At 57.6% G+C, this 19,196-nt stretch carries 13 protein-coding genes; 9 read left to right on the top strand and 4 right to left on the bottom strand.

Annotation, left to right across the window (positions count from 1 at the left end; translation table 11 throughout):
- Window positions 1-209 precede the first annotated feature (209 nt).
- Window positions 210-1,487 carry an IS110 family RNA-guided transposase gene (locus tag ACFO3S_RS21550; RefSeq protein WP_465251410.1) on the bottom strand — a complete coding sequence of 426 codons (1,278 nt, stop codon included), beginning with the start codon at window positions 1,485-1,487 and terminating at the stop codon, window positions 210-212.
- 455 nt (window positions 1,488-1,942) lie between these two features.
- Between ACFO3S_RS21550 and ACFO3S_RS21555 the strand changes: the two genes are divergently transcribed.
- The 9 genes from ACFO3S_RS21555 (at window position 1,943) to ACFO3S_RS21595 (ending at window position 16,056) form a co-directional block, all read left to right on the top strand.
- Window positions 1,943-2,386, top strand: coding sequence for a MarR family winged helix-turn-helix transcriptional regulator (locus ACFO3S_RS21555; RefSeq protein ID WP_378100302.1), 444 nt, complete (start codon window positions 1,943-1,945; stop codon window positions 2,384-2,386).
- Between the two features lies 1 nt (window position 2,387).
- Complete coding sequence (locus ACFO3S_RS21560) at window positions 2,388-3,773, top strand: MFS transporter (protein WP_378100304.1); 1,386 nt, start codon at window positions 2,388-2,390, stop codon at window positions 3,771-3,773.
- Window positions 3,774-3,832: 59 nt separating this feature from the next.
- The gene (locus ACFO3S_RS21565) at window positions 3,833-5,596 is read left to right on the top strand and encodes a sensor histidine kinase (RefSeq protein WP_378100306.1); all 1,764 of its coding nucleotides are present in this window, start codon (window positions 3,833-3,835) and stop codon (window positions 5,594-5,596) included.
- A gap of 20 nt (window positions 5,597-5,616) precedes the next feature.
- Complete coding sequence (locus ACFO3S_RS21570; protein ID WP_378100308.1) at window positions 5,617-7,242, top strand: response regulator; 1,626 nt, start codon at window positions 5,617-5,619, stop codon at window positions 7,240-7,242.
- Between the two features lie 207 nt (window positions 7,243-7,449).
- The gene (locus tag ACFO3S_RS21575; RefSeq protein WP_378100310.1) at window positions 7,450-8,358 is read left to right on the top strand and encodes an ABC transporter permease; all 909 of its coding nucleotides are present in this window, start codon (window positions 7,450-7,452) and stop codon (window positions 8,356-8,358) included.
- Window positions 8,359-8,374: 16 nt separating this feature from the next.
- A complete protein-coding gene (locus tag ACFO3S_RS21580) occupies window positions 8,375-9,280 on the top strand; it encodes a carbohydrate ABC transporter permease (RefSeq protein ID WP_378100311.1) in 906 nt (301 codons plus the stop codon).
- A gap of 109 nt (window positions 9,281-9,389) precedes the next feature.
- A complete protein-coding gene (locus ACFO3S_RS21585; protein ID WP_378100313.1) occupies window positions 9,390-11,171 on the top strand; it encodes a hypothetical protein in 1,782 nt (593 codons plus the stop codon).
- 20 nt (window positions 11,172-11,191) lie between these two features.
- Entirely contained in the window at window positions 11,192-12,790 is a 1,599-nt protein-coding gene (locus tag ACFO3S_RS21590; RefSeq protein ID WP_378100315.1) for a hypothetical protein, read from the top strand.
- A 107-nt stretch (window positions 12,791-12,897) separates the two neighbouring features.
- Window positions 12,898-16,056, top strand: a complete 3,159-nt coding sequence (locus tag ACFO3S_RS21595) for a glycosyl hydrolase (protein ID WP_378100317.1) — start codon at window positions 12,898-12,900, stop codon at window positions 16,054-16,056.
- A gap of 213 nt (window positions 16,057-16,269) precedes the next feature.
- Here ACFO3S_RS21595 and lspA read toward each other — a convergent pair whose 3' ends face one another.
- The 3 genes from lspA to ACFO3S_RS21610 form a co-directional block, all read right to left on the bottom strand.
- The gene (gene lspA / locus ACFO3S_RS21600) at window positions 16,270-16,764 is read right to left on the bottom strand and encodes a signal peptidase II (protein WP_378100319.1); all 495 of its coding nucleotides are present in this window, start codon (window positions 16,762-16,764) and stop codon (window positions 16,270-16,272) included.
- A gap of 120 nt (window positions 16,765-16,884) precedes the next feature.
- On the bottom strand, window positions 16,885-17,607 hold the full coding sequence (locus tag ACFO3S_RS21605) for an amino acid ABC transporter ATP-binding protein (protein ID WP_378100321.1): 723 nt from the start codon (window positions 17,605-17,607) through the stop codon (window positions 16,885-16,887).
- Window positions 17,600-19,063, bottom strand: coding sequence for an ABC transporter substrate-binding protein/permease (locus ACFO3S_RS21610; protein ID WP_378100323.1), 1,464 nt, complete (start codon window positions 19,061-19,063; stop codon window positions 17,600-17,602). Before ACFO3S_RS21610 ends, ACFO3S_RS21605 begins: the two co-directional genes overlap by 8 nt.
- Between the last annotated feature and the right edge of the window lie 133 nt (window positions 19,064-19,196).

Genomic DNA, 19,196 nt, shown 5'->3' on the forward strand with positions numbered 1-19,196 from the left:
CTTAATCTGACTGCTTCTTCTTTGAATGCTTTGTCGTACCGTTTCATTGTCTCCCGTCCCCTCGTTAGCTTTCATTTTATTTCATATGAGGGTGTTTTTCGACTGCATTTTTATCGTAGCACTCCAGTGCTTTCTTTGTCTGAATCCTGCGAATGAGTCAATCCTCGTAAGTTCGGGTTAGGCTAGGTCTGGCATCAAAACCGGCAACATTAGTCGGCTGCCGGGCTTTGCTCTTCGGAGCGATACAGTTCCCCATGCTGAACCATCCCCACCAAGATTCGAGCCAGCTTGCCGATCAGCTTGAAGAGGGATGCCTGCTTCTTCATGCCCCTTTTCTGGTTGCGTTCGTGCCATTGCTTGAAGTCTGGATGCTGCCCCACCAAATTCAACATGCCGAAATACAGATGCTTTCGCAATGCGCTGTCGCCGCGCTTGGAGAGCTTGATCTGCCCCTTGTACTTGCCGGAGGCGCACTCGGCCAGATTCAGCCCGGCGCGGCGCAGCAACTGCCGTCCATGCTTGTAATGGCGCAGGTCCCCTGCGAAGCCCAAAATGGCCGCCAGGGTGATCGTCCCCAGTCCGTGAATACTTCGCAGTTGCTTCGCCTGCGGGAGCTCGCCCAGCAGCGCCTCGATCTCTCGCTGCATCTCATCCAGCACCGTCACGTTGTGTTCATACGTGTCCAGCAGACGCTGCAAATCCCGGCGAGCCTCTTCGGTTGCACGGCTATCGCCGATGCTGCTTGCAGCTGTCCTCAACAACTCCACCGCTTTCGCTTTCCCGCTTACGCCCCCGCAGCGTCTCATCCCTTGCTGGCGCCACTGCTCAATGACCTCATCGGCTGTCAAACCCCTTAGATCGCAGGGCAGCGGAAATGCCCGCAGCGACGCCAGCGAACGCAGCACGGTCCAATCCGGGAACACCTTTTGAAACTCCGGAAAGTACTGATCGATCCAGCGAACGATTCGATTGCTCAAGCTACCGTTTTGCTTCACCCAGTACTCCCGGTTGCTCATGATCGTCTTTAATCGTTCGAAAACCGCTGTTTGCGGACTGTATTCGGTGTAGAGGCCGTTGTTGACCAGATCGGCAATCGTGAGCGCGTCTTTGGAATCGTTCTTGGACGGGCTGTTGTCGCGATTTTCCTTGTTTCGATGGGTCAGCACCGGATTGATCAGCACGACCTCTATGCCTTGCTGCAAAAGCCAATTGGCCAGATTGAACCAATAGTGTCCGGTGGGCTCCATGCCGATCAGCAGCGAGGTCAGATGATGTCGGGATTGAACGTCTTGAGTCCAGCGTCGGAGTCTGCCGAAGCCTTCCTCGGTATTGGAAATGGTCAGCGACCGCGGCGTGAGCACGCGTTTGCGATAATCCGTCACTTGCGCAACGTGATTGTCTTTGGCAATGTCGATCCCCACTACCGCATGCATCGATGTAATTTTTTCAATCCGTTGATTTGTTTTCTCCGTTCGAGTAGACTTCATGGTAGGCGCCTCCTGATGGGTTTTTAGGGCATTGACCCGTGACACCCCCATCATACGAGGCGCTCCTGTTTTTGTCCAAGGCCGTTTTTTAGCCCCTACAGGAATGTTTAGCTTTTTCTTTTTCGAGAAAACGATCGATTAAGCGCCACTGCAACCGTTAGAAGTTACAGGCATAATGCACGCCGTCGATCGCATAACATCGACCGCATAACATCGATCGAACACCATCGACCGCACACCATCGACCGCATACGACAACGGAGTAACCTGACAACATCCCTCGGGTCTTTCTCACGAATGCCCAGCCATTCGCAGGATTTGGGGGCGCTCAACCGAAAAAAACGCATTGTTGACAAATCAACTAATATCGCTTATCGTTGACAAATCAACCGAATTCGAATATTGTTGACTAATCAACGATATGGCCCAAACGATAGGACTTGGAGGTGGATTCCGTGCCAGGAGAAAGAGAAAGCGTCGCTCGATGGGTTTCCGTCCTGCACCGGCAATTCCAGATTTATTTGAACCGAGAGCTGCGCGACTGCGACATCCAGTCCTCGGAGTATATTTTTCTGGTTAACCTGTACGACAAGGACGGCATCTCCCAGGAGCGGCTGTCAAGCAATCTGTTCATCGATAAAGCGGCGACCGCGCGCGCGCTTCAGCGATTGGAGAAGCTCGGTTACGTGAAGAGAGCCCGGGATCCGGCGGACAGCCGGGCATATGTGGTGACGCTGACGGAGCGGGGCAGGGAGATCCGCGATTTCATCAAGAGCAAGCTCCGCTATTGGACCGACCTCCTCACGGGAGAATTCACGGACGAAGAACACAGCGACCTGCTGAACAAGCTCAAGCGAATGAGCGTCCTTGCGATTGGCGAGACGAAGGGGGATGACTGAGATGGAAGCGGATCAGGCTTTTCGAGAAAAAACGGGCATCAAGCTGATGCGCTTCATGCTGGCGACCGTGGCGCTGTCCTCTATGAGCGTGCTGATGTTCAGCATCGTCATTCCCGAAATCGCCCGCGAACTGGAGCTCTCGCTGGCCCAGGTGAGTTGGCTGTCCTCGGGTTATATTCTGGTCTACGCCTTCGGGACGGTCACTTACGGCAAGCTGGCCGATCGGTTCCAACTGAAGAATATTCTCACCTTCGGCTTGATTCTGTTCGCGACAGGCTCCTTGATCGGCCTGTTCTCGCCCTCCTTTGCCGCCGCGCTGGCCGGAAGGTTGATCCAGGCGGCCGGAGCGTCGGTGGTGCCTGCGATGGCGATGCTGATTCCGGTCCGGTATTTCGCACCCGAGCGCAGAGCCTCCGCCATGAGCATGACCGCCATCGGGCTGGCGCTGGGCAACGTGCTGGGCCCCGTCGTCTCGGCGATGATTGTCAGCTTCGCGGGCTGGCGATGGCTGTTCGTGCCGCCGATGCTTCTGCTGGTTCTGCTGCCCTTCTTCCGCAAATATTTGGATCTCCCCGCAAGCGCCCCTTCGGCCCGCTTCGACGGATGGGGAGGAGCGCTTCTGTTGGCGGCCATGTCGCTGCTGCTCCTGGGCATCACCTACGGATCGTGGGAGCTGATCGTCCTCGGCGTGCTGACCTTGCCCGCTTTTTACCTCCGGATCCGCTATTCGCGGCATCCGTTTATTCAGCCCCAGCTGTTCCGGAACGCCGGCTACCGGACGGGGCTGCTGATGACGATCCTGGTGGCCGGAATCGCCAACGGCCTGTTCTACTTGTCGCCGATCATGTTCGCCGGCGTCTACGAGATGAAGGCGGAGTGGATCGGCTACGCGCTGGTTCCCGCCGCGTTCGCTTCGGCGCTGCTGGGTAAGAAGGGAGGCAAGCTGGCCGACCGGAAGGGAAGCTTCGCCCTATATTCGCTGGCCGCCGGCCTGATGATCGCTTGCTTCGTCCTGCTGTCGGTGTCGGTGGGCGAGATCGGGATGTGGTTCATTCCGTTCATTCTTATCCTCGGCAACGTCGGGCAAACCTTCATGCAAGTCGCCATCGCGAACGCGGTATCGACGACGCTGCCTCCGGATCAGGTCGGCGTCGGGATGGGCCTGTTCTCGATGTCCAATTTCATTGCGTTAGGCATGTCGACCGGCCTTTACAGCCTTCTCGTCGAAGGGGGCGCGCTCGGCTGGAGCCTGCTTCACGACGATCCGCTCTCGTCGATGTTCGGCAACCTGTATCTCATTCTGGCGCTTATGCACGCGCTTCTCCTTGGATACTACTACCGCTCGCAAGTGAAGAGAAAGACCCTTTCGTCCGTTGTGCTAAAATAACGGGGAAGGATCGCTACTGGAGACGCGGGCACCTCGGTAAGCGCAAGGAGGCCGATAGGATGCTATTCAAATCTTGGCGCAGAGTTCGGTTGCTGCACAAGTTAATTTTGGTCGTCATCTTTTTTCTGATCTTCCCGGTTCTGGTTTTCGGATATTATTTATTTTCTACCAGTCTGCCTCTCGCCCAGAAGGAGAGCCGCGAAATGCTGGAGAAGGTCGCCTACCAACTGAACGAGAATATCGAATACCGGGTGATTGGCTACCAGAACATTCTGATGCAGATCGCGCTTGATCCTAGAATAACGACAGCCCTGATCCAGCCGTATCATTCTCTTCAAGAAGAAATCGTGGCGATCCAGCAGATCAATTCGGTCGTCAACCGTATCGGGGCGTACTTTCCGATGAGGAAAATTCAATTTTATAAAAACAATACTAACCTGCATGAGGACGGCGGCACGATCTTAAACCTGGACAAGGCCGAGTCGGAGATCTGGTATCCCGCCATGGAGGAAGGAGATCGGCAGTTTTACTGGCACTTCCAGAAGCGGGGAGAGAGCGGCCAGCCCACTCTGCACTTGAGCATATGGCTTGTGGATTATTTGACCAACGAAAAATTCGGCATCATCCACATGGAAGTGACGAACCGGGCGCTGTTCGATCAGTTGTCCAATCCGATGGAGTTCAAGAAAGGCTGGATTGCGGTCGCGGACGAACAGGGGAACCTCTTGACCGACTTCATTGACCAGCAGGCGGGCAATACGATCGGACAAGCTCCCGAATGGAATCGGGTCTATGAAGAGCCGCGAGGCTGGTATCCGACGAAGGTCAACGGAAGGCAGAGCATGGTCGTATACGAAACGAATCGACTCGGGTGGAAGATCATTACGGTCGTCAGTCAGGAGGAGCTGTGGCAGAAGCTGCGATCGATCCAAAATGCGGCGCTGGCCGTCAGCATCGTGTTCGTTTTATTGACGTTCTCCGTGCTGACCAGCTTCGGCCTTAAGGTGTCCAACCGTCTTAATTCGCTGATCCGAAGAATGAAAAGGGTGCGGGACGGCGATATGGGCCTTACCGTCAAAGTATACGGCAACGATGAATTGGCCGACGTCGAAGAAGAGTTTAACAACATGTCCAGCCGGTTGGAGAAGTCGCTTCAAGACATCTCCGAGGCCAGGAGCGCGGCCGAGATCGAGAAGCTGAAGCTGCTGCAGGCGCAGATCAATCCTCACTTCCTGTATAACACGCTGGCGCTTGTGAAAAGCATGGCCATGGACGTCGGCTCGTCCGAAATTAGCGGCACGGTGGATGCCTTGGCCAGGTTCTATCGACTCGCTCTTAACCGGGGCGTGGACATTTTGCCGTTGCGGGACGAGCTGGAGCATGTTCGCGCCTATTTGGATATTCACGAAGCGAGATTTCCGGGCAGATTAACGACTCGCTTCGATGTCGAGGAAGAAGCCCTGTCCTGCGAAATCGTTAAAATTACGCTGCAGCCCCTCGTCGAGAACGCATGTTTGCACGCGTTTGTTCATACCGGAGGTCGAGGCAAGCTGATCATCGAAGCGAGATTGCGCGATCACGCGCTTTACCTTACAATCACGGATAACGGATGCGGGATGACGCCGGAAAAATTGCAGGTGCTGCTGATCAACGCCGACGAAGCGGAGCAGCGCGCGGGATTCGGGATCTACAACGTAAGCGAACGGCTGAAAAGGCACTACGGCGAGTCGTTCGAGTTCAGCATCCGCAGCGCCTCCGGCGCGGGCACTTCGATTCAATTGCGAATTCCTCAGCCGGGCGGCCTTCAAGCTTCGCCGGGGTGATTCCATTGGAGGTAGCGGAGATGGATATTAAAGTGTTTGTCGTAGACGATGAGGAGCGCCAGCGGAACGCGATCATTCGGCATGTGGATTGGAAACGGTATCATATGCGCGTCACCGGACAAGCGGAGGACGCGGGGGCGGCGATCGAGCTGGCCCGGCAGAACGTGCCCGATCTGCTCGTCACGGATATTCGAATGCATGGAGTCAGCGGGCTTGAGCTGTCCGCCAGAATGAGAGAGCTGAACGCCAGGCTGCGCGTCATCGTCGTTACCGGCTACGAAGAGTTCGAGTACGCCAAGTCGGCGCTCGACATCGGCGTCGATGCGTTCCTGGTCAAACCGATCAGGTTTGAAGAATTGGCGGCGATTCTGGAGCGGATCTCCCAATCGGAGCAGCAGGAATTGTCGAGGATGAGAGAGGATATGCGGATCAAGGAGCAGCTCGACGCTTTCAAGCCGATCGCTCGCGAGCAGCTGCTTCAAGAAGCGATGCATGGGCTAATTATCGGAGAAGAGGCGATTCGGGCCCGGGCCGATGCGCTCGGGATGTTCGCGCGGAAGGGCTTGCGGCGAGTGTTCGTCATCGTGATCGACCCGGATACGGACGCGACCTGCTCGAGAGAGGAGCAGATTGCCCGCGTCGGACAAGCGTTCGGAAAGACGGCCTCGCACGTGTGCGGTCCGCTGTTGGAGGAGCGGATGACGACGCAGCGGGGCAATATCGTTCTCATTTTGCAGCAGCAGCAGGATGGAGCCGATTTCGAGCGCGAAACGGAGCTCCTCCTTGGCCGCCTCGGCCATGAAGCGGCCCGGATCGAGGGCTGCATAATCAGCCTTGGAGCCGGGCCAGTCGTCGATACGCTAAGCCAGTTGAGCAGAAGCTTCCTGCTGGCGCAAAGAGCGGTGAACCGGAGGCTTCTCGGCAACGGGGAGCGCACCTTCAGCTGGCGCGATCTTCATGAGACCGGGCATAGCCCCGATAAAAGCGCGGAAGAGCTGATCGGCGATTTCTTCGAGGTGTTCGCGGCGGGAGACAGTCAAAGCAGTCTCAGCCTGCTGGGGGAGATCGTGCGCAGAATTGCCGGCAACCTGCAGATCGACGAGACCGGGCTTAGAAGCTTATGTCTCCAACTGATCAGCGGAGCCAACCGCATCGCGGCGGAGATCGGCGACGTCAGCAGCCGGGTCGGCCCCGAGAAGAAGCTGTGGGAGCAGATTCTGGCCTGCAGGGAAGAGCCGGAGCTTCTGCAGGAGACGGTGCGCATTATCACCGGCTTGTGCGATTTCGTTGCGGACAAGAAAAAAAGTCCCTCCCAGGTCGTCGTCCAGAATGCGCTGGACTATATGCATAAGCATTATTCAGAGAACCTGTCCCTGCGCTCGGTGGCCGATTCGGTCTTCCTGAGTCCGAATTACTTGGGGGCGTTGTTCCGTTCCGAGCTGGGCGTGTCCTTCACCGACCAGCTCATTCAAATCCGGGTGAACAAGGCCAAGGAACTGCTGCGCCAGCCGCAGCTGAAGCTGTATGAGGTGGCGGAGAGCGTCGGCTACCAAAACATCGGCTATTTTACGAATCTGTTCAAGCGTATGACGGGATTCAGTCCCAAGGAGTACAGGGCGTACCTGGGAATCTCCCAGCAAGATTAATCCATCGGAGCGGCGGGCGAGGAATGCCTGCCGTTTCTTTTCTTTTTGGTCCGATCGTAAAAAAGCGTCATAGCGCAATTAATCGTGCATTGCGATTATTGTAAGCGCTTCTACCGTTACCTATAATGAGATTCACGCGCGGAACAAACACAGCATTATGACCGGCCGGTAAGGCTTATTCAGCTGAAGAAAGGGGAATCTCCGCAAGTGAATTCACTCCATGCCGTCGCAAGGAAAGGCTTGCTGCCGCTCTACGCCTTTGTCTTGCCAGGTATTGCGCTAATCGTGCTATTCAACTACATTCCGATGCTGGGGCTGCAGATCGCTTTCAAGGACTACAGCTTTCGCGACGGGATCTGGGGAAGCACCTGGATCGGGTTGCAAAACTTCGAAGAGTTCACTGCCAGCGCAGACTTCTGGAGAGCGACGGGAAACACCTTCCTGTTAACGCTGCTCCGGCTGGTGTTCGTCTTTCCGACGACGATTCTGGTTGCGCTGCTGATCAACGAAGTCAGAGCGATGCGGTTCAAGCGCTTCGTCCAGTCGCTCAGCTATTTGCCGCATTTTATTTCCTGGATCGTCGTCATCGGCTTTCTCGACGCGTTCCTGTCGATTGACGGCGGCGGGGCCAACTCGCTGCTGAGAGCCTTCGGCGTCGAACCGATCGCCTTTATGGGATCGGAAGGGTGGTTTCGTCCGATCTTCGTACTCAGCAGCATGTGGAAGGAAATCGGATGGGGGACGATTCTATATTTGGCGGCGATCGCCGGCATTAATCCGGTGCTCTATGAAGCCGCTGTCATGGACGGAGCCGGCCGCTTCGCCCAGATGCGCTATATTACGCTTCCGAGTCTGGTTCCGATCATCTCGATCGTGCTTATTCTGACCGTCCCCAGCTTGTTGAGCGTCGGGATCGACCAGATTTATGCGATGATCAATCCGGCCAACATCGGCGTGGCCGAAGTGATCGACACCTATGTGCTGAGAATGGGGATCGGGCAGGCCCAATATTCCCAGACGACGGCCATCGGGCTTGTGATGAGCGTGATCTCGACCATTCTGCTTCTGCTCAGCAATGCAATATCCAAGCGCATCGGGGGCGAAGGGATATGGTAGGAAAGCGGGTGAGCGTATGGGACGGTTAACGCTGGCGGATCGCACTTTTAACGTCTTGAACGGCTTGTTTCTAACTCTCTTTGCGTTTGTATGCGCCTACCCTCTGTGGTACATTCTGATTCTTTCGTTGAACGAAGGAAGAGACGCGAGCCTGGGCGGGATTTACTGGCTGCCGAGAGCGTTTACGCTGGATAACTTTCGGGTCATCCTGTTCGACGATACGATTATCAACGCGTTCTGGATCACGGTCGCGCGCACGGCCATCGGGACGATCGGCTCGCTGCTGGTCACGTCGATGGTCGCCTACGCCTTGTCCAGGAAGGAACTGCCTGGGCGGCATCCCTTGCTGCTGCTGTTCCTGTTCGTGATGTTGTTCAACGGCGGCCTGATCCCCTACTACCTGCAGTTGATGAATTTGGGCCTGATCAACAGCTTTTGGGTTTACGTTATTCCGGGGATGTTCAGCATCTGGAATATGTTCGTCATGAAGACGTCTTTTCAGAACAACATTCCCGAAAGCGTGGTCGAATCGGCCAAGCTGGACGGGGCAGGCTATACGCGCATTTATTTTCATATCGTGCTGCCGTTCTCCATGCCCTTGTTCGCGGCGCTCGGCTTATTCACCGCCGTCGGGCAGTGGAACGACTGGTTCACGGGCGCCTTCTTTGTCAACGATCTTTCCTTGCAGCCGCTGCCCACTTATTTGCAGCGGGTCATGAGCACCATAGAAGCGAGCAATATGATCAGCGCCAGCCAAGTAGCCAATGCGAATTCAACCAGCATGTACAATCCGGACGCGATCACTTCCAAGTCTGTTCGCATGGCGACGACGGTCATTACGATATTGCCGATCCTATTCGTCTACCCTTTCGTACAGCGATTTTTCGTCAAGGGCGTGCTGATCGGCTCGGTCAAGGAGTAGCGCTGACAGGCGCCCGCAAGAAAGGAACGCCGGAAGAGAAGCCGAAGGTCGGCCAAGAGTCTGCCTGGCGTTCAGCTTATCCAACGATCATATGAGGGGGAAATTCAGTATGAAAATCAAATGGAAGAAGAGCGCGATAACGACATTGTCATTGGTCTTGACGGCATCCCTGATTGCGGCCTGCAGCGGAAAAGACGGTGCGTCTCCTACAGCAAGCGAGGGCGGGAAGGAGAGCGCGTCGGCTCAGCAGCCGAAATATTCTTTATACGCGCCGGCCCTCACGACGCCTGTCAATCTGGAGGGGCGGATTACGCAGGAGGTCATGAAGAGATCGGGGATTGCTTGGGACAAAGTGGAGATCGGCAACGGAGGAGACCTGACTCAGCAGATCAACCTGAAGCTGGTGGCCAGCGATTTTCCGGACGCGATTATTCTGCCCTCCGACAGCCTGATTTGGTCGAGACTAATCGACGAGGACAAGCTGCTTCCGCTGGACGAATACTTCGAGAACGAAGCCGAGTATCCGAATCTGGCCAAGATTGACGACCGGATCATCGATAACTGGCGGGCGGCGGACGGTCATATTTACTTCGTGCCGTCGGCGTACGAGCAGGTGGTGGACGAGCCTTCCGCTTGGCAGGGCAACGCGCAGGGGCTGTGGGTTCAGCATACGCTGCTGGAGAAAGTCGGCATGACCTCTGAAGAGCTGCAGACCCTCGAAGGCTTTGAGAACTATCTAAACGCGATCAAGGGGATGAAAGACGAGCAAGGACGAGACGTCATTCCGTTGTCGCTCGGCGGCGAGAACTTTGCGGGCCTCGAGGTGGTCATGTCGATGTTCGGCGTCAGCAGCTCCGGCAACGGCTGGAATGAGCAGGAAGACGGTACGGTCATTCAGGATTACAAGCTTCCCGGATTCAAAGAGGCGTTCCAATGGCTGAATCGTCTGTACTTGAACGGCCTTCTCGATAAGGAAACGGCCTTCCAAAAGAAGGATCTGTTCCTGGAGAAAGTGAATAATGTGCGGTTTGGCGCTATGCTCTCCGGAGGCTGGGACAATCCGAACCTGACGCTGCTTAGAAACAACAAGATTCCGGAAGCGATCTCGTACAAGGAGCTTGAAGCCCAGGGCTTCCCGGCCGGCTGGTTTTTCCCGACGAAGCTTCCGGCTCTGCCCGGCGTCAAGCCGGCGCAGTATGCCAACTTTAATCCGTTCGGCAACAACGGAGCGGGAATCAGCGCGACCGCAGAGGATCCGGATCGCCTGATGAAAGGAATCGACTGGATGCAGACGGAGGAAGCCTTCATCCTGATGGAGTACGGAATGGAAGAGATGGGCGCTTATCGTATGGAGAACGGCGCTGTCGTCGTCAACGAAGAGGTGTTCAGAGGCCCTCAATTCTGGGGAGGAGACGCAGGCGGCATGGCCAACGTCACGGAGCACGGATTCTGGTGGTGGAAAAACTTCGCAAGCGTCGGCAACACGCACATCAAGACGATGGAATCGCCATGGCCCGCTTACAATGCCATGCTCTACCAGGCGGAGGAGCTGAACCACGAGCAAGGAACGTTCGGCCTGATCCCGAAGGCCTCCCGGATTAAGCCGATTATCGGAGGCCAGGTCGAGAAATACACTCCGGTGCAAGCCGACATCCGGCTGCAATATTATGCGAAGATGCTGGTGGCCAAGAACGATCAGGACTTCGAGACGGCTTACAACCAGTTCCTGAACGAAATGAAGGTTCGCGGCCACGACGAAGAGACGTACGAGGAATTCAACGAGCAATTTAAAGCCTACAGCGATACGCCGGCGGGCAAGATCGAGATTTCGGTCAAGCGTACCCTGCCTCGCAACGTATACAATGACAAGCCGATGATCGTCGGGGAATAACAGAAGTGGAGCGTGAAATCTTGAATTCAACGCCAATGGTCGCACCGAATCATGTCAACATCATCAATTTTATTCGCGGCGTGGAACCGAGAGAGCCGATCGACCTGATCGAGCCGGTGAGGGAGCAGCTGGCGCTGGTTCAGAAGCACGGCTTGCGGGGGACGTGGCTGCTGCAGTACGACGCGTTGATTCAACCCGCCTTTACCGATCTGCTGCTTCGCGAGGCGAACGCCTCCCAGGAGATCGGCGTATGGTTTGAAGTCGTTCAGCCTTTGGCGGAGAAGGCCGGCATTCCGTGGAGAGGCCGATTCGCCTGGGACTGGCACGCGCATGTCGCCTTCTCCGTCGGCTACACGCCTCGGGAGAGAGAACGGATGGCGGACGTGCTGATGGAGGACTTCCGGCAGGCGTTCGGTCATTATCCGCAGTCGGTCGGCTCCTGGTTCCTGGATGCGCATCTTCTCGGATATTTGTCGGACAAGTATCAGATTGTCGCTTCCTGCAACTGCAAGGACCAATGGGGAACGGACGGCTACACGCTATGGGGAGGCTACTACAATCAAGCCTACTACCCCAGCCGGAGGAACGGGTTCATGCCCGCGCAGACGGCGGAAGGCCAGATCCCGGTTCCCGTGTTCCGCATGCTGGGCAGCGATCCGATCTACCAATACGACGCCAAGCTCGGCGGAAACGGACAGAGCGTCATTACGCTGGAGCCGGTCTATTCGGGCGAGGAAGGCGGCGGCGGCATACCGGAGTGGGTCAGATGGTTCTTTGACGTCCAGTTTCGCCCCGAGCAAGTGTCCTTCGGCTACACGCAGGTCGGACAAGAAAACTCGTTCGGTTGGGCGCTGATGAAGGACGGCTTAATCGACCAGGTGGAGCTGCTCGCCGCCAAGCAGGCGGAGGGAGTGCTGACCGTTCAGACGTTGGCGGAGTCGGGCCGATGGTTCAGACGCCGATATCCGGTTACTCCGGCCGCGTCCATCTGCGCGCTCTCGGATTGGCGGAACGAGGGGCGTCAGTCCGTTTGGTACTATAATCGGTTTTATCGGATGAATTTGCTGAATGACGGCGGCGAGCTCTCGATTCGAGACATTCACCTGTTCGACGAGAGCTACGAAGAGAGATACTTGCAGGAAGTATGTTCGGACCGGAACAGCCATTACGATACGCTCCCCGTTATGGACAGCGCCCGTTGGAGCGACGAGTCCGTATTCGCCGGCATTCGTCCGGTCGCGTTCGACAGCGACGGCGAAGCGCTGCCGATCGCGGTGAAAGCGATCGACACGGACGAGTCGACCGACGGCGAGCTCGCGCTGCGCATTCGACTGGAAGACGAGCGCTCGCTTCACATTCGCTGCTCGGAGCAGGGCGTCGCCTTCACGGCCGACTGGCCGGATTGGGGGCTCCGCCTCGTCTGGGGCGATACTCCCGAGCTGCCGGAGATGAAGCTGGAGCAGGCAGGCGTCGCCTACGCGTTCCTGGGCCATCCGTACCGGATCGGAACGGAAGGGGCGCGGCCGCCGGTTCTCCTCTCCGAAGGGACGCGAGACTCGGGAAGCGGAATCGAGCTTCGCGCTGCGGGCAGTGAACTGAAGTTGAGGTTGAGCCGATAATCCAATAAACGGGACACGAGGCACCGGAGCGCAGGAGCGAGCCGGCTGTCTCGTTGTTCTCTTTGGTCGTCCTTGTCCATCGTTCGAATACAGAAAGGGGCGTTATCGTGAGCTTGTTCGAAGGCATTAAACGGCAGTTCTCCGATCCTTCTCCGGAGTACCGGCCGCAGCCGTTCTGGTTCTTGAATCACGAGTACAAGAAAGACGAGCTGGCGTGGCAGCTCGAGGAGATGAAACGGCAGGGCGTCGGCGGAGTCGTGCTCCATTCGAGGCACGGCAAGAGCGCGGAGTATATGTCTCGAGAATACTTGGATATGCTGGCCTTCTGCACGGAAGAGTGCAGGAAGCGGGAAATGGTCGTATGGCTGTACGATGAGGACAATTGGCCGAGCGGCACCTTCGGCGGTAAGCTGACGAGGCGGCATCCGGAGTACCGGATGCGCTATTTGCGTCTGGAGGAGAGGCGGCACGAAGGCGGAGAGGCGGCTCAGCTCGATTTTCGGGACGAGGAGAATAACGAGCTGATCGCGATTCTCGCTTACCGCGTGCTGCGGGAGGAAGGGGAGCGGATCGTTCTGGCGAAGGAGCCGCACGAGATTACGCACTTGCGGTCGCAGGGCTGGACGCCCCCTCAGTCCGGGAAGTATGTGATCTTGGCTTGCTGGGAGTGCGAGATTGCCGAGAAGGTTACCTTCGGAGCGGGCTACTATCTGGATACGATGAATCCCGAGGCGGTGCAAGCCTTCGTTAACGTCGGTTACGAGCCGTTTCTTGAGCTGCGGGAGCATTTCGGCCGCACGATACAGGGCGTCTTCACAGACGAACCGGGTTTGATGATTCATGACGGCTTCTTCGGCACGGAAGCCATCCGGACGTCCGTTCGAACGTTGAACGACAACTTGCCGGGGTACGTTCTGGGCTGGACGCGGAACATGCTCTCCAGGTTCGAAGCGGAAGAAGGCTATTCGCTTCGTCCATTGTTAGGCGCTCTTCTCTACGAGCTTGACGATGTCAGCCATACCGTGCGCGAGCATTACTACGGCGCATTGACACGTTGGTACGTTGAAGCGTACCACGGCACGCTGAGCCGGTGGTGCGAGACACGGGGGCTGGCCTATATCGGCCATACGTTGGAGGAGCCGCTTTGGGGACAGGCGCGCTCTCAGGGGAACCAGACGAGGGTACTGCAGCAATTCCACTATCCGGGCGTGGATTATTTAACGAAGGGGATTGGGACGAAGGAGAATCCTTACCGCATCCTGTCCGTGAAATGCGCTTCTTCCGTCGCTCGTCTGGAGGGCAAGCGGCGAGTGGTGTGCGAGGCGTTCGGAGCGAGCGACCACGGGTATTCGATGCGGGATAGACGGATGGACGCCAATTTTATGGCCTTCCTGGGCGTCAATTTATTCATTCCCCATGCCTTCTATTATTCGTTCGAGGGGTATCGCAAAACCGATTTCCCGCAAACCGAGTTCTACCATGCGCCGCATTGGGACCACTATCGCAGCTTCGCCGACTATACCGGCCGATTGTGCATGCTGGGCAGTCTGGGCGTATCCGTATCGAAGATTCTGCTGCTGTCGCCGATCCACACCGTGTACCAGGAGATGTTCCGGGACGGGAAGGCCTTCAGGAGCCTGCCTGCGGACGAGTGGTTCTCCTTCCTGTCAGATAGGCTGATTCGCAATCGGCTGGATTTCGAGTATGCCGACGAATGGCAGATTGAGGGCGGAGAAGTCTCGGAGGCAGGGCTCGCTTTCCCAAACTGCGAGGGCGAATTTCCGATTGTAATCTTGCCGGCCATGAAGGTCATGAAGCTGGATACGGCACGGAGGCTGAAGGCCTTCGTCCGATCCGGAGGGCTGCTGGTCGCCCTGGCGGAGCTTCCCGCACACAGCGCGTCAGTCGCGAACGATCCCGAGCTGGGGAAGGAGATCGACGCTTTGTTTCCGGACTCCGTCAGGGAGGGGGGCTGGCATGCATACGGAGACGGCCGAACGCTCTTCATGACATCCGAGCAGATTCGCGGCGACGATACAGCCGGGCTGTGCGAAGCGCTGCGCCGTCGGCTGGACGACGGGGATCCGGACAAGCTGTGGATTGTTCCTCCCTCAAGCGCGGAGCAGGTCGTCATTACGGGCAAGCGGATGGCGGATAGGCTGTTTACGTGGATTTTCAATTGGTCGGATCTTCCCGTTCAGCTTCAGTATCGTTCGCCGTCCGGTGAAAGAATGCAGGAATGGGAGCTGGAGACGGGACAAGTTCGCCCGCTGGACGAGCAGGAGCTGCTGACCTTCGAGCTGGCTCCGGGGCAATTGCGCATCGTAGCTCCGGCATTCGAGGAGGCGCCGCAAGAGTCGGCATCCGGACACCGGCCGAACGTCTTGCGAACGATCGAGCTTTCGCGGGAATGGGGCTTCGATCCGGAGGAGGGCAACGCGCTAATACTCGATCGCTGGGAAGTGACGATGAACGACCGCCAGGCCAGAATGCCGGTCCGGATGCCCGGTCAGGTCAACACCTTCCGGAAGACGATTCAAGTCAGGGACGAGTGGGTCGAAGCGCAGAAGGGAATCGATCGCGGACAGGCGGAGCCCAGCGGACGAAAGCGCGGCGTCTATCTCGTGCTTGACGACTTGAAGCAGGAGATCCAATCGCATATCGGTTTTCTGTCGCGTCGCCGCAGCGTGGAAATATTCGTGAACGGGGAGAGGCTTCCCGCGCTTGAGCCGGCGCAATGGCAGGATCGGTTCTATCGTTGGGCGGAGATTTCCGCTTTGCTCCGAAGCGGGGACAATACGATTGAAATTTTAATCTTCTCTCTGCTCGAACCGATGCCCAACTTCGCCTTTCCCGCTTTCCTGACGGGCGACTTCTCGGTGACGGACGATGGAGCGCTGACGGTCCCGGCTGCTCGTCTTTCGGGCTATTGGACAAATGGCGGATATCCTTATCTGTCAGGAAAAGGCGTATATCGCCAAGCCTTCGAATGGGAGCCGGAGCCAGCGGCGGAAGGAAGCGGCGGCCAGCCGATCTCCGTTGAACTGGAGGTTGAGGACGTTCGGGAGACGGCGCGGCTAAGGGTGAACGGGCAGGACGCCGGCGTCCGGTTATGGCCTCCGTACCGTTGGGACGTCACGCCATGGATCGTTTCCGGCACGAACCGCATCGAGCTTCAGGTCGCCAACACGTTGGAAAATATTTATGGCAAGAGGGCGCTTCCTTCGGGAATCGGAGGGCGAGCCCGTCTGACGGTTAAGGCTTAAAGACATACGAAAGCTCCCCGAACGAAGCAGGCTTTCCGCCTGCCGGACGTAAGGGGAGCTTTGTTCGTGACTCAGAAAGGATCTAATTCGCTATCCTGATCTGAATCACCTCCGACAAAACGCGATTCTGCGTCAAGAGCTCCGAAGACGTTTTTGTTTGTTAAGCTGCCCAGGACGTACAACGATCACGTAAAGGCTCAGGCTCTGTCCTCCCTACGAGCGGAAAGAGCGGACGATCTGCTGGACGATCAGCAGCAGAACCCCCGCGAACACCCAGATGTCCGCGAAATTCATCGTCGCCATCTCGGAGAAGTAGAGGAAGTCGGTGACCTGATTGTACAACAGCCGATCGATGGCGTTGCCGAGCCCGCCGCCGATCATCAGGGCCACGCAGACTTGCGCGAACGTTCCGCGAATCTTCCCTTTTTGACGCATATAGATCGCTGCCGCCGCCAGCACGAGGACGAGAACGGCAAGCGCTCTCCCCCACCCGTGAAAAAGGTTCCCGGTGGAGCCCGTATTGACGAGATGGATCAGCCGAAATCCGATGACCGGAACTTCCGCTGTCTGCCCGAGCTCCAGCTGCATGCGGATCGCGACCTTGGTTGCGATATCGACGACCAGCGCCGCCGCAATAATCAAGTAGAAGTACATCGCCGTCTCCTTGTCCCGAACGACTTGTCCAATGCCGATTCTTGTTATATCCATTAACGTACTCTATTTTCCGGGATCTTTCAATGAAGAATCCCGCAGACTCCGGCAGCGGCGGCGCTGGACCGGAAGAGGCCCTTATTCCGCGCCGCAGGGCGGGAGCAAGGGCCTCGGTCGTTAGAGCACCTGTTCCAGGAAACGTCTTGCCCGTTCGCTCTGCGGCCCGGCGAAGAACTGCTCCGGAGCTGCCCGTTCGACGAGCTTTCCTTCATCGAGGAAATAGATCGTGTCGGCGGCCTCCCGGGCGAACTTCATCTCGTGAGTGACGATCAGCATCGTCATTCCGCTCTGGGCCAGTCCCCGGATGACGTTCAGAACCTCCTTGACCATCTCGGGATCGAGGGCGGAGGTCGGCTCGTCGAACAGCATAATCTCCGGCTCCATCGCCAGGCTTCGCGCAATTGCGACGCGCTGCTTCTGTCCGCCCGACAGCCGGGAAGGATAGCTGTCGGCCTTATCGGCCAGGCCGACGCGGGAGAGAAGCTCGCTCGCTTTGGCCCGGGCGTCCTGCAAGGACATGCCCTTCACCTCGACGGGCGCGAAGGTCACGTTGTCGAGCACCGTCATGTGAGGGAACAGGTGAAAATGCTGGAACACCATACCGATTCGCTGCCGGACGCGGGCGACGTCGGTTCTCGGATCGGTCAGCTCGACGCCGCCGACGACGATCGTGCCGGAGGTGGGGGTCTCGAGCAGGTTCAGGCAGCGCAGGAAGGTGGATTTGCCGGATCCGGACGGTCCGATCAATGCGACAACCTCCCCGGGCTCGACCCGGGTCGAGATGCCCTTGAGCACCTGTGTCTTGCCGAAGCTTTTCGTCAGATCGGTTACGCTAATCACTTCGGCGCAGCCTCCTTTCCAGCATGCGGGCGAGAGAGGTCAGAATCAGCACGAGCACGTAATAGATGGCGGCGACGAGCAGCAGCGCCTCGAAGGAGCGGAAGGTGGAGGCTCGCACGACGTCCGCCCGGCGCATCAGCTCGGTGACGCCGATGACCGAGACGAGCGAGGACTCCTTCAGCAGCGCAACGAACTCGTTGACGAGCGCGGGCAGAATATGACGGAGAGCCTGGGGGAAAATAATGCGCACCATCATTTTCCGATAGGGGACCCCGAGAGCGATCGCGGCTTCGCGCTGGCCCTTGTCGACGGCCATGATGCCTCCGCGGATCGTCTCGGACAAGTAGGCGGCGGAATTCAGCCCGAACGTAAGGCCGGCCGCCATCAGCGCCGGGATATCGAAGCCGAGCAACTGCGGAGTGGCGTAGTAGATCAGCGTCAGCTGGACGAGCAGCGGAGTTCCGCGGAACACCGAGGTGTAGACGGTGGCGAATGCGATCAGCGGCTTCACGCCCGAGATTTTGAACAGAGACAGAATCGTGCCCCAGATCAGCCCGAACAAAGCCGAAACCAGCGTGAACAGCAGCGTAACGTAGACGCCCTTCAGAATGTACGGAACGTAGCCGTCCAGCACCCGGAAGTCGACGTTCAGGAAGCCGGTCCTCCGCCCGGGAGCCTCCTCTTCTTTCTCCCCGAACCACTTGTCGACGATGCTTTGCAGCTCTCCGTCCGCTCTCATCTCCTCAAGCACGCGGTTGAACTCCCCGACCAGCTGCGTCTGCTTGGGGAAGGCGATGGCGTAGCCGTTATCGTCGTCCGAGACGGGCAGGAAGTTCATGACGAGTCCGGGATTCGCGTCCACCATCTCGAGCGCGACGGCATCCTCGACGATCGCGGCATCGATGCGCCGGGTATTCAGCTCCTGAATCAGATCGGCAATCTTGTTCAGCTTCTTCTGTCTGGCTCCAGGGATCGTCTCGGCGAATTGATCCTGAGTCGATCCGAGCTGCGAACCGACAAGCTTGCCCGAGAGCTGCTCCGCCGTCTCGTAGGCGTCGCTCTCGCGGGAGACGATCGTATTGCGCGCCATGTAATAGCTGTCGGAGAAGGTCACGCTTTGCTGGCGCTCCTCCGTTACCGACATTCCGGACATGACAAAGTCGACGCGTCCGGTCTGAAGGGCCGCGATCAATCCGTTGAAGTCCATGCCGGCAATTTCCAGCTCATAGCCGAGCCGACTCGTAATATGCTTGGCGATATCGATATCCATGCCGACGATTTCGCCGTTGTTTTTCGCGTCCACGCTTTCGTAAGGCGGATAGTCCGGCGATGTGCCCATAACGAGCTTCCGGGCCGCCGGCTCCTCCGCCCCCCTTACGGCTGGCCCCAGCGACAGCAGCAGGAGCACCGTCGCCGCTAGCGTGACGAACAGCGCTCGCAGTAGGGTTTTGCTCATAGCATCCTCTCTTCTTGCAGGTCTATGCTGTCATCATCTCCAAAATATCGGCCGTCCATGAATGGATGGGAAGAAAGAGCCCGGATCATCAGGGCGCCAAATTTATCCTGCCCGCTGCTGCGCCGGCGCCGGT

Origin of the sequence: Cohnella hongkongensis, from assembly GCF_042654645.1 — a bacterium.
In the GTDB taxonomy this organism is placed as follows: Bacteria; Bacillota; Bacilli; order Paenibacillales; family Paenibacillaceae; genus Cohnella; species Cohnella hongkongensis.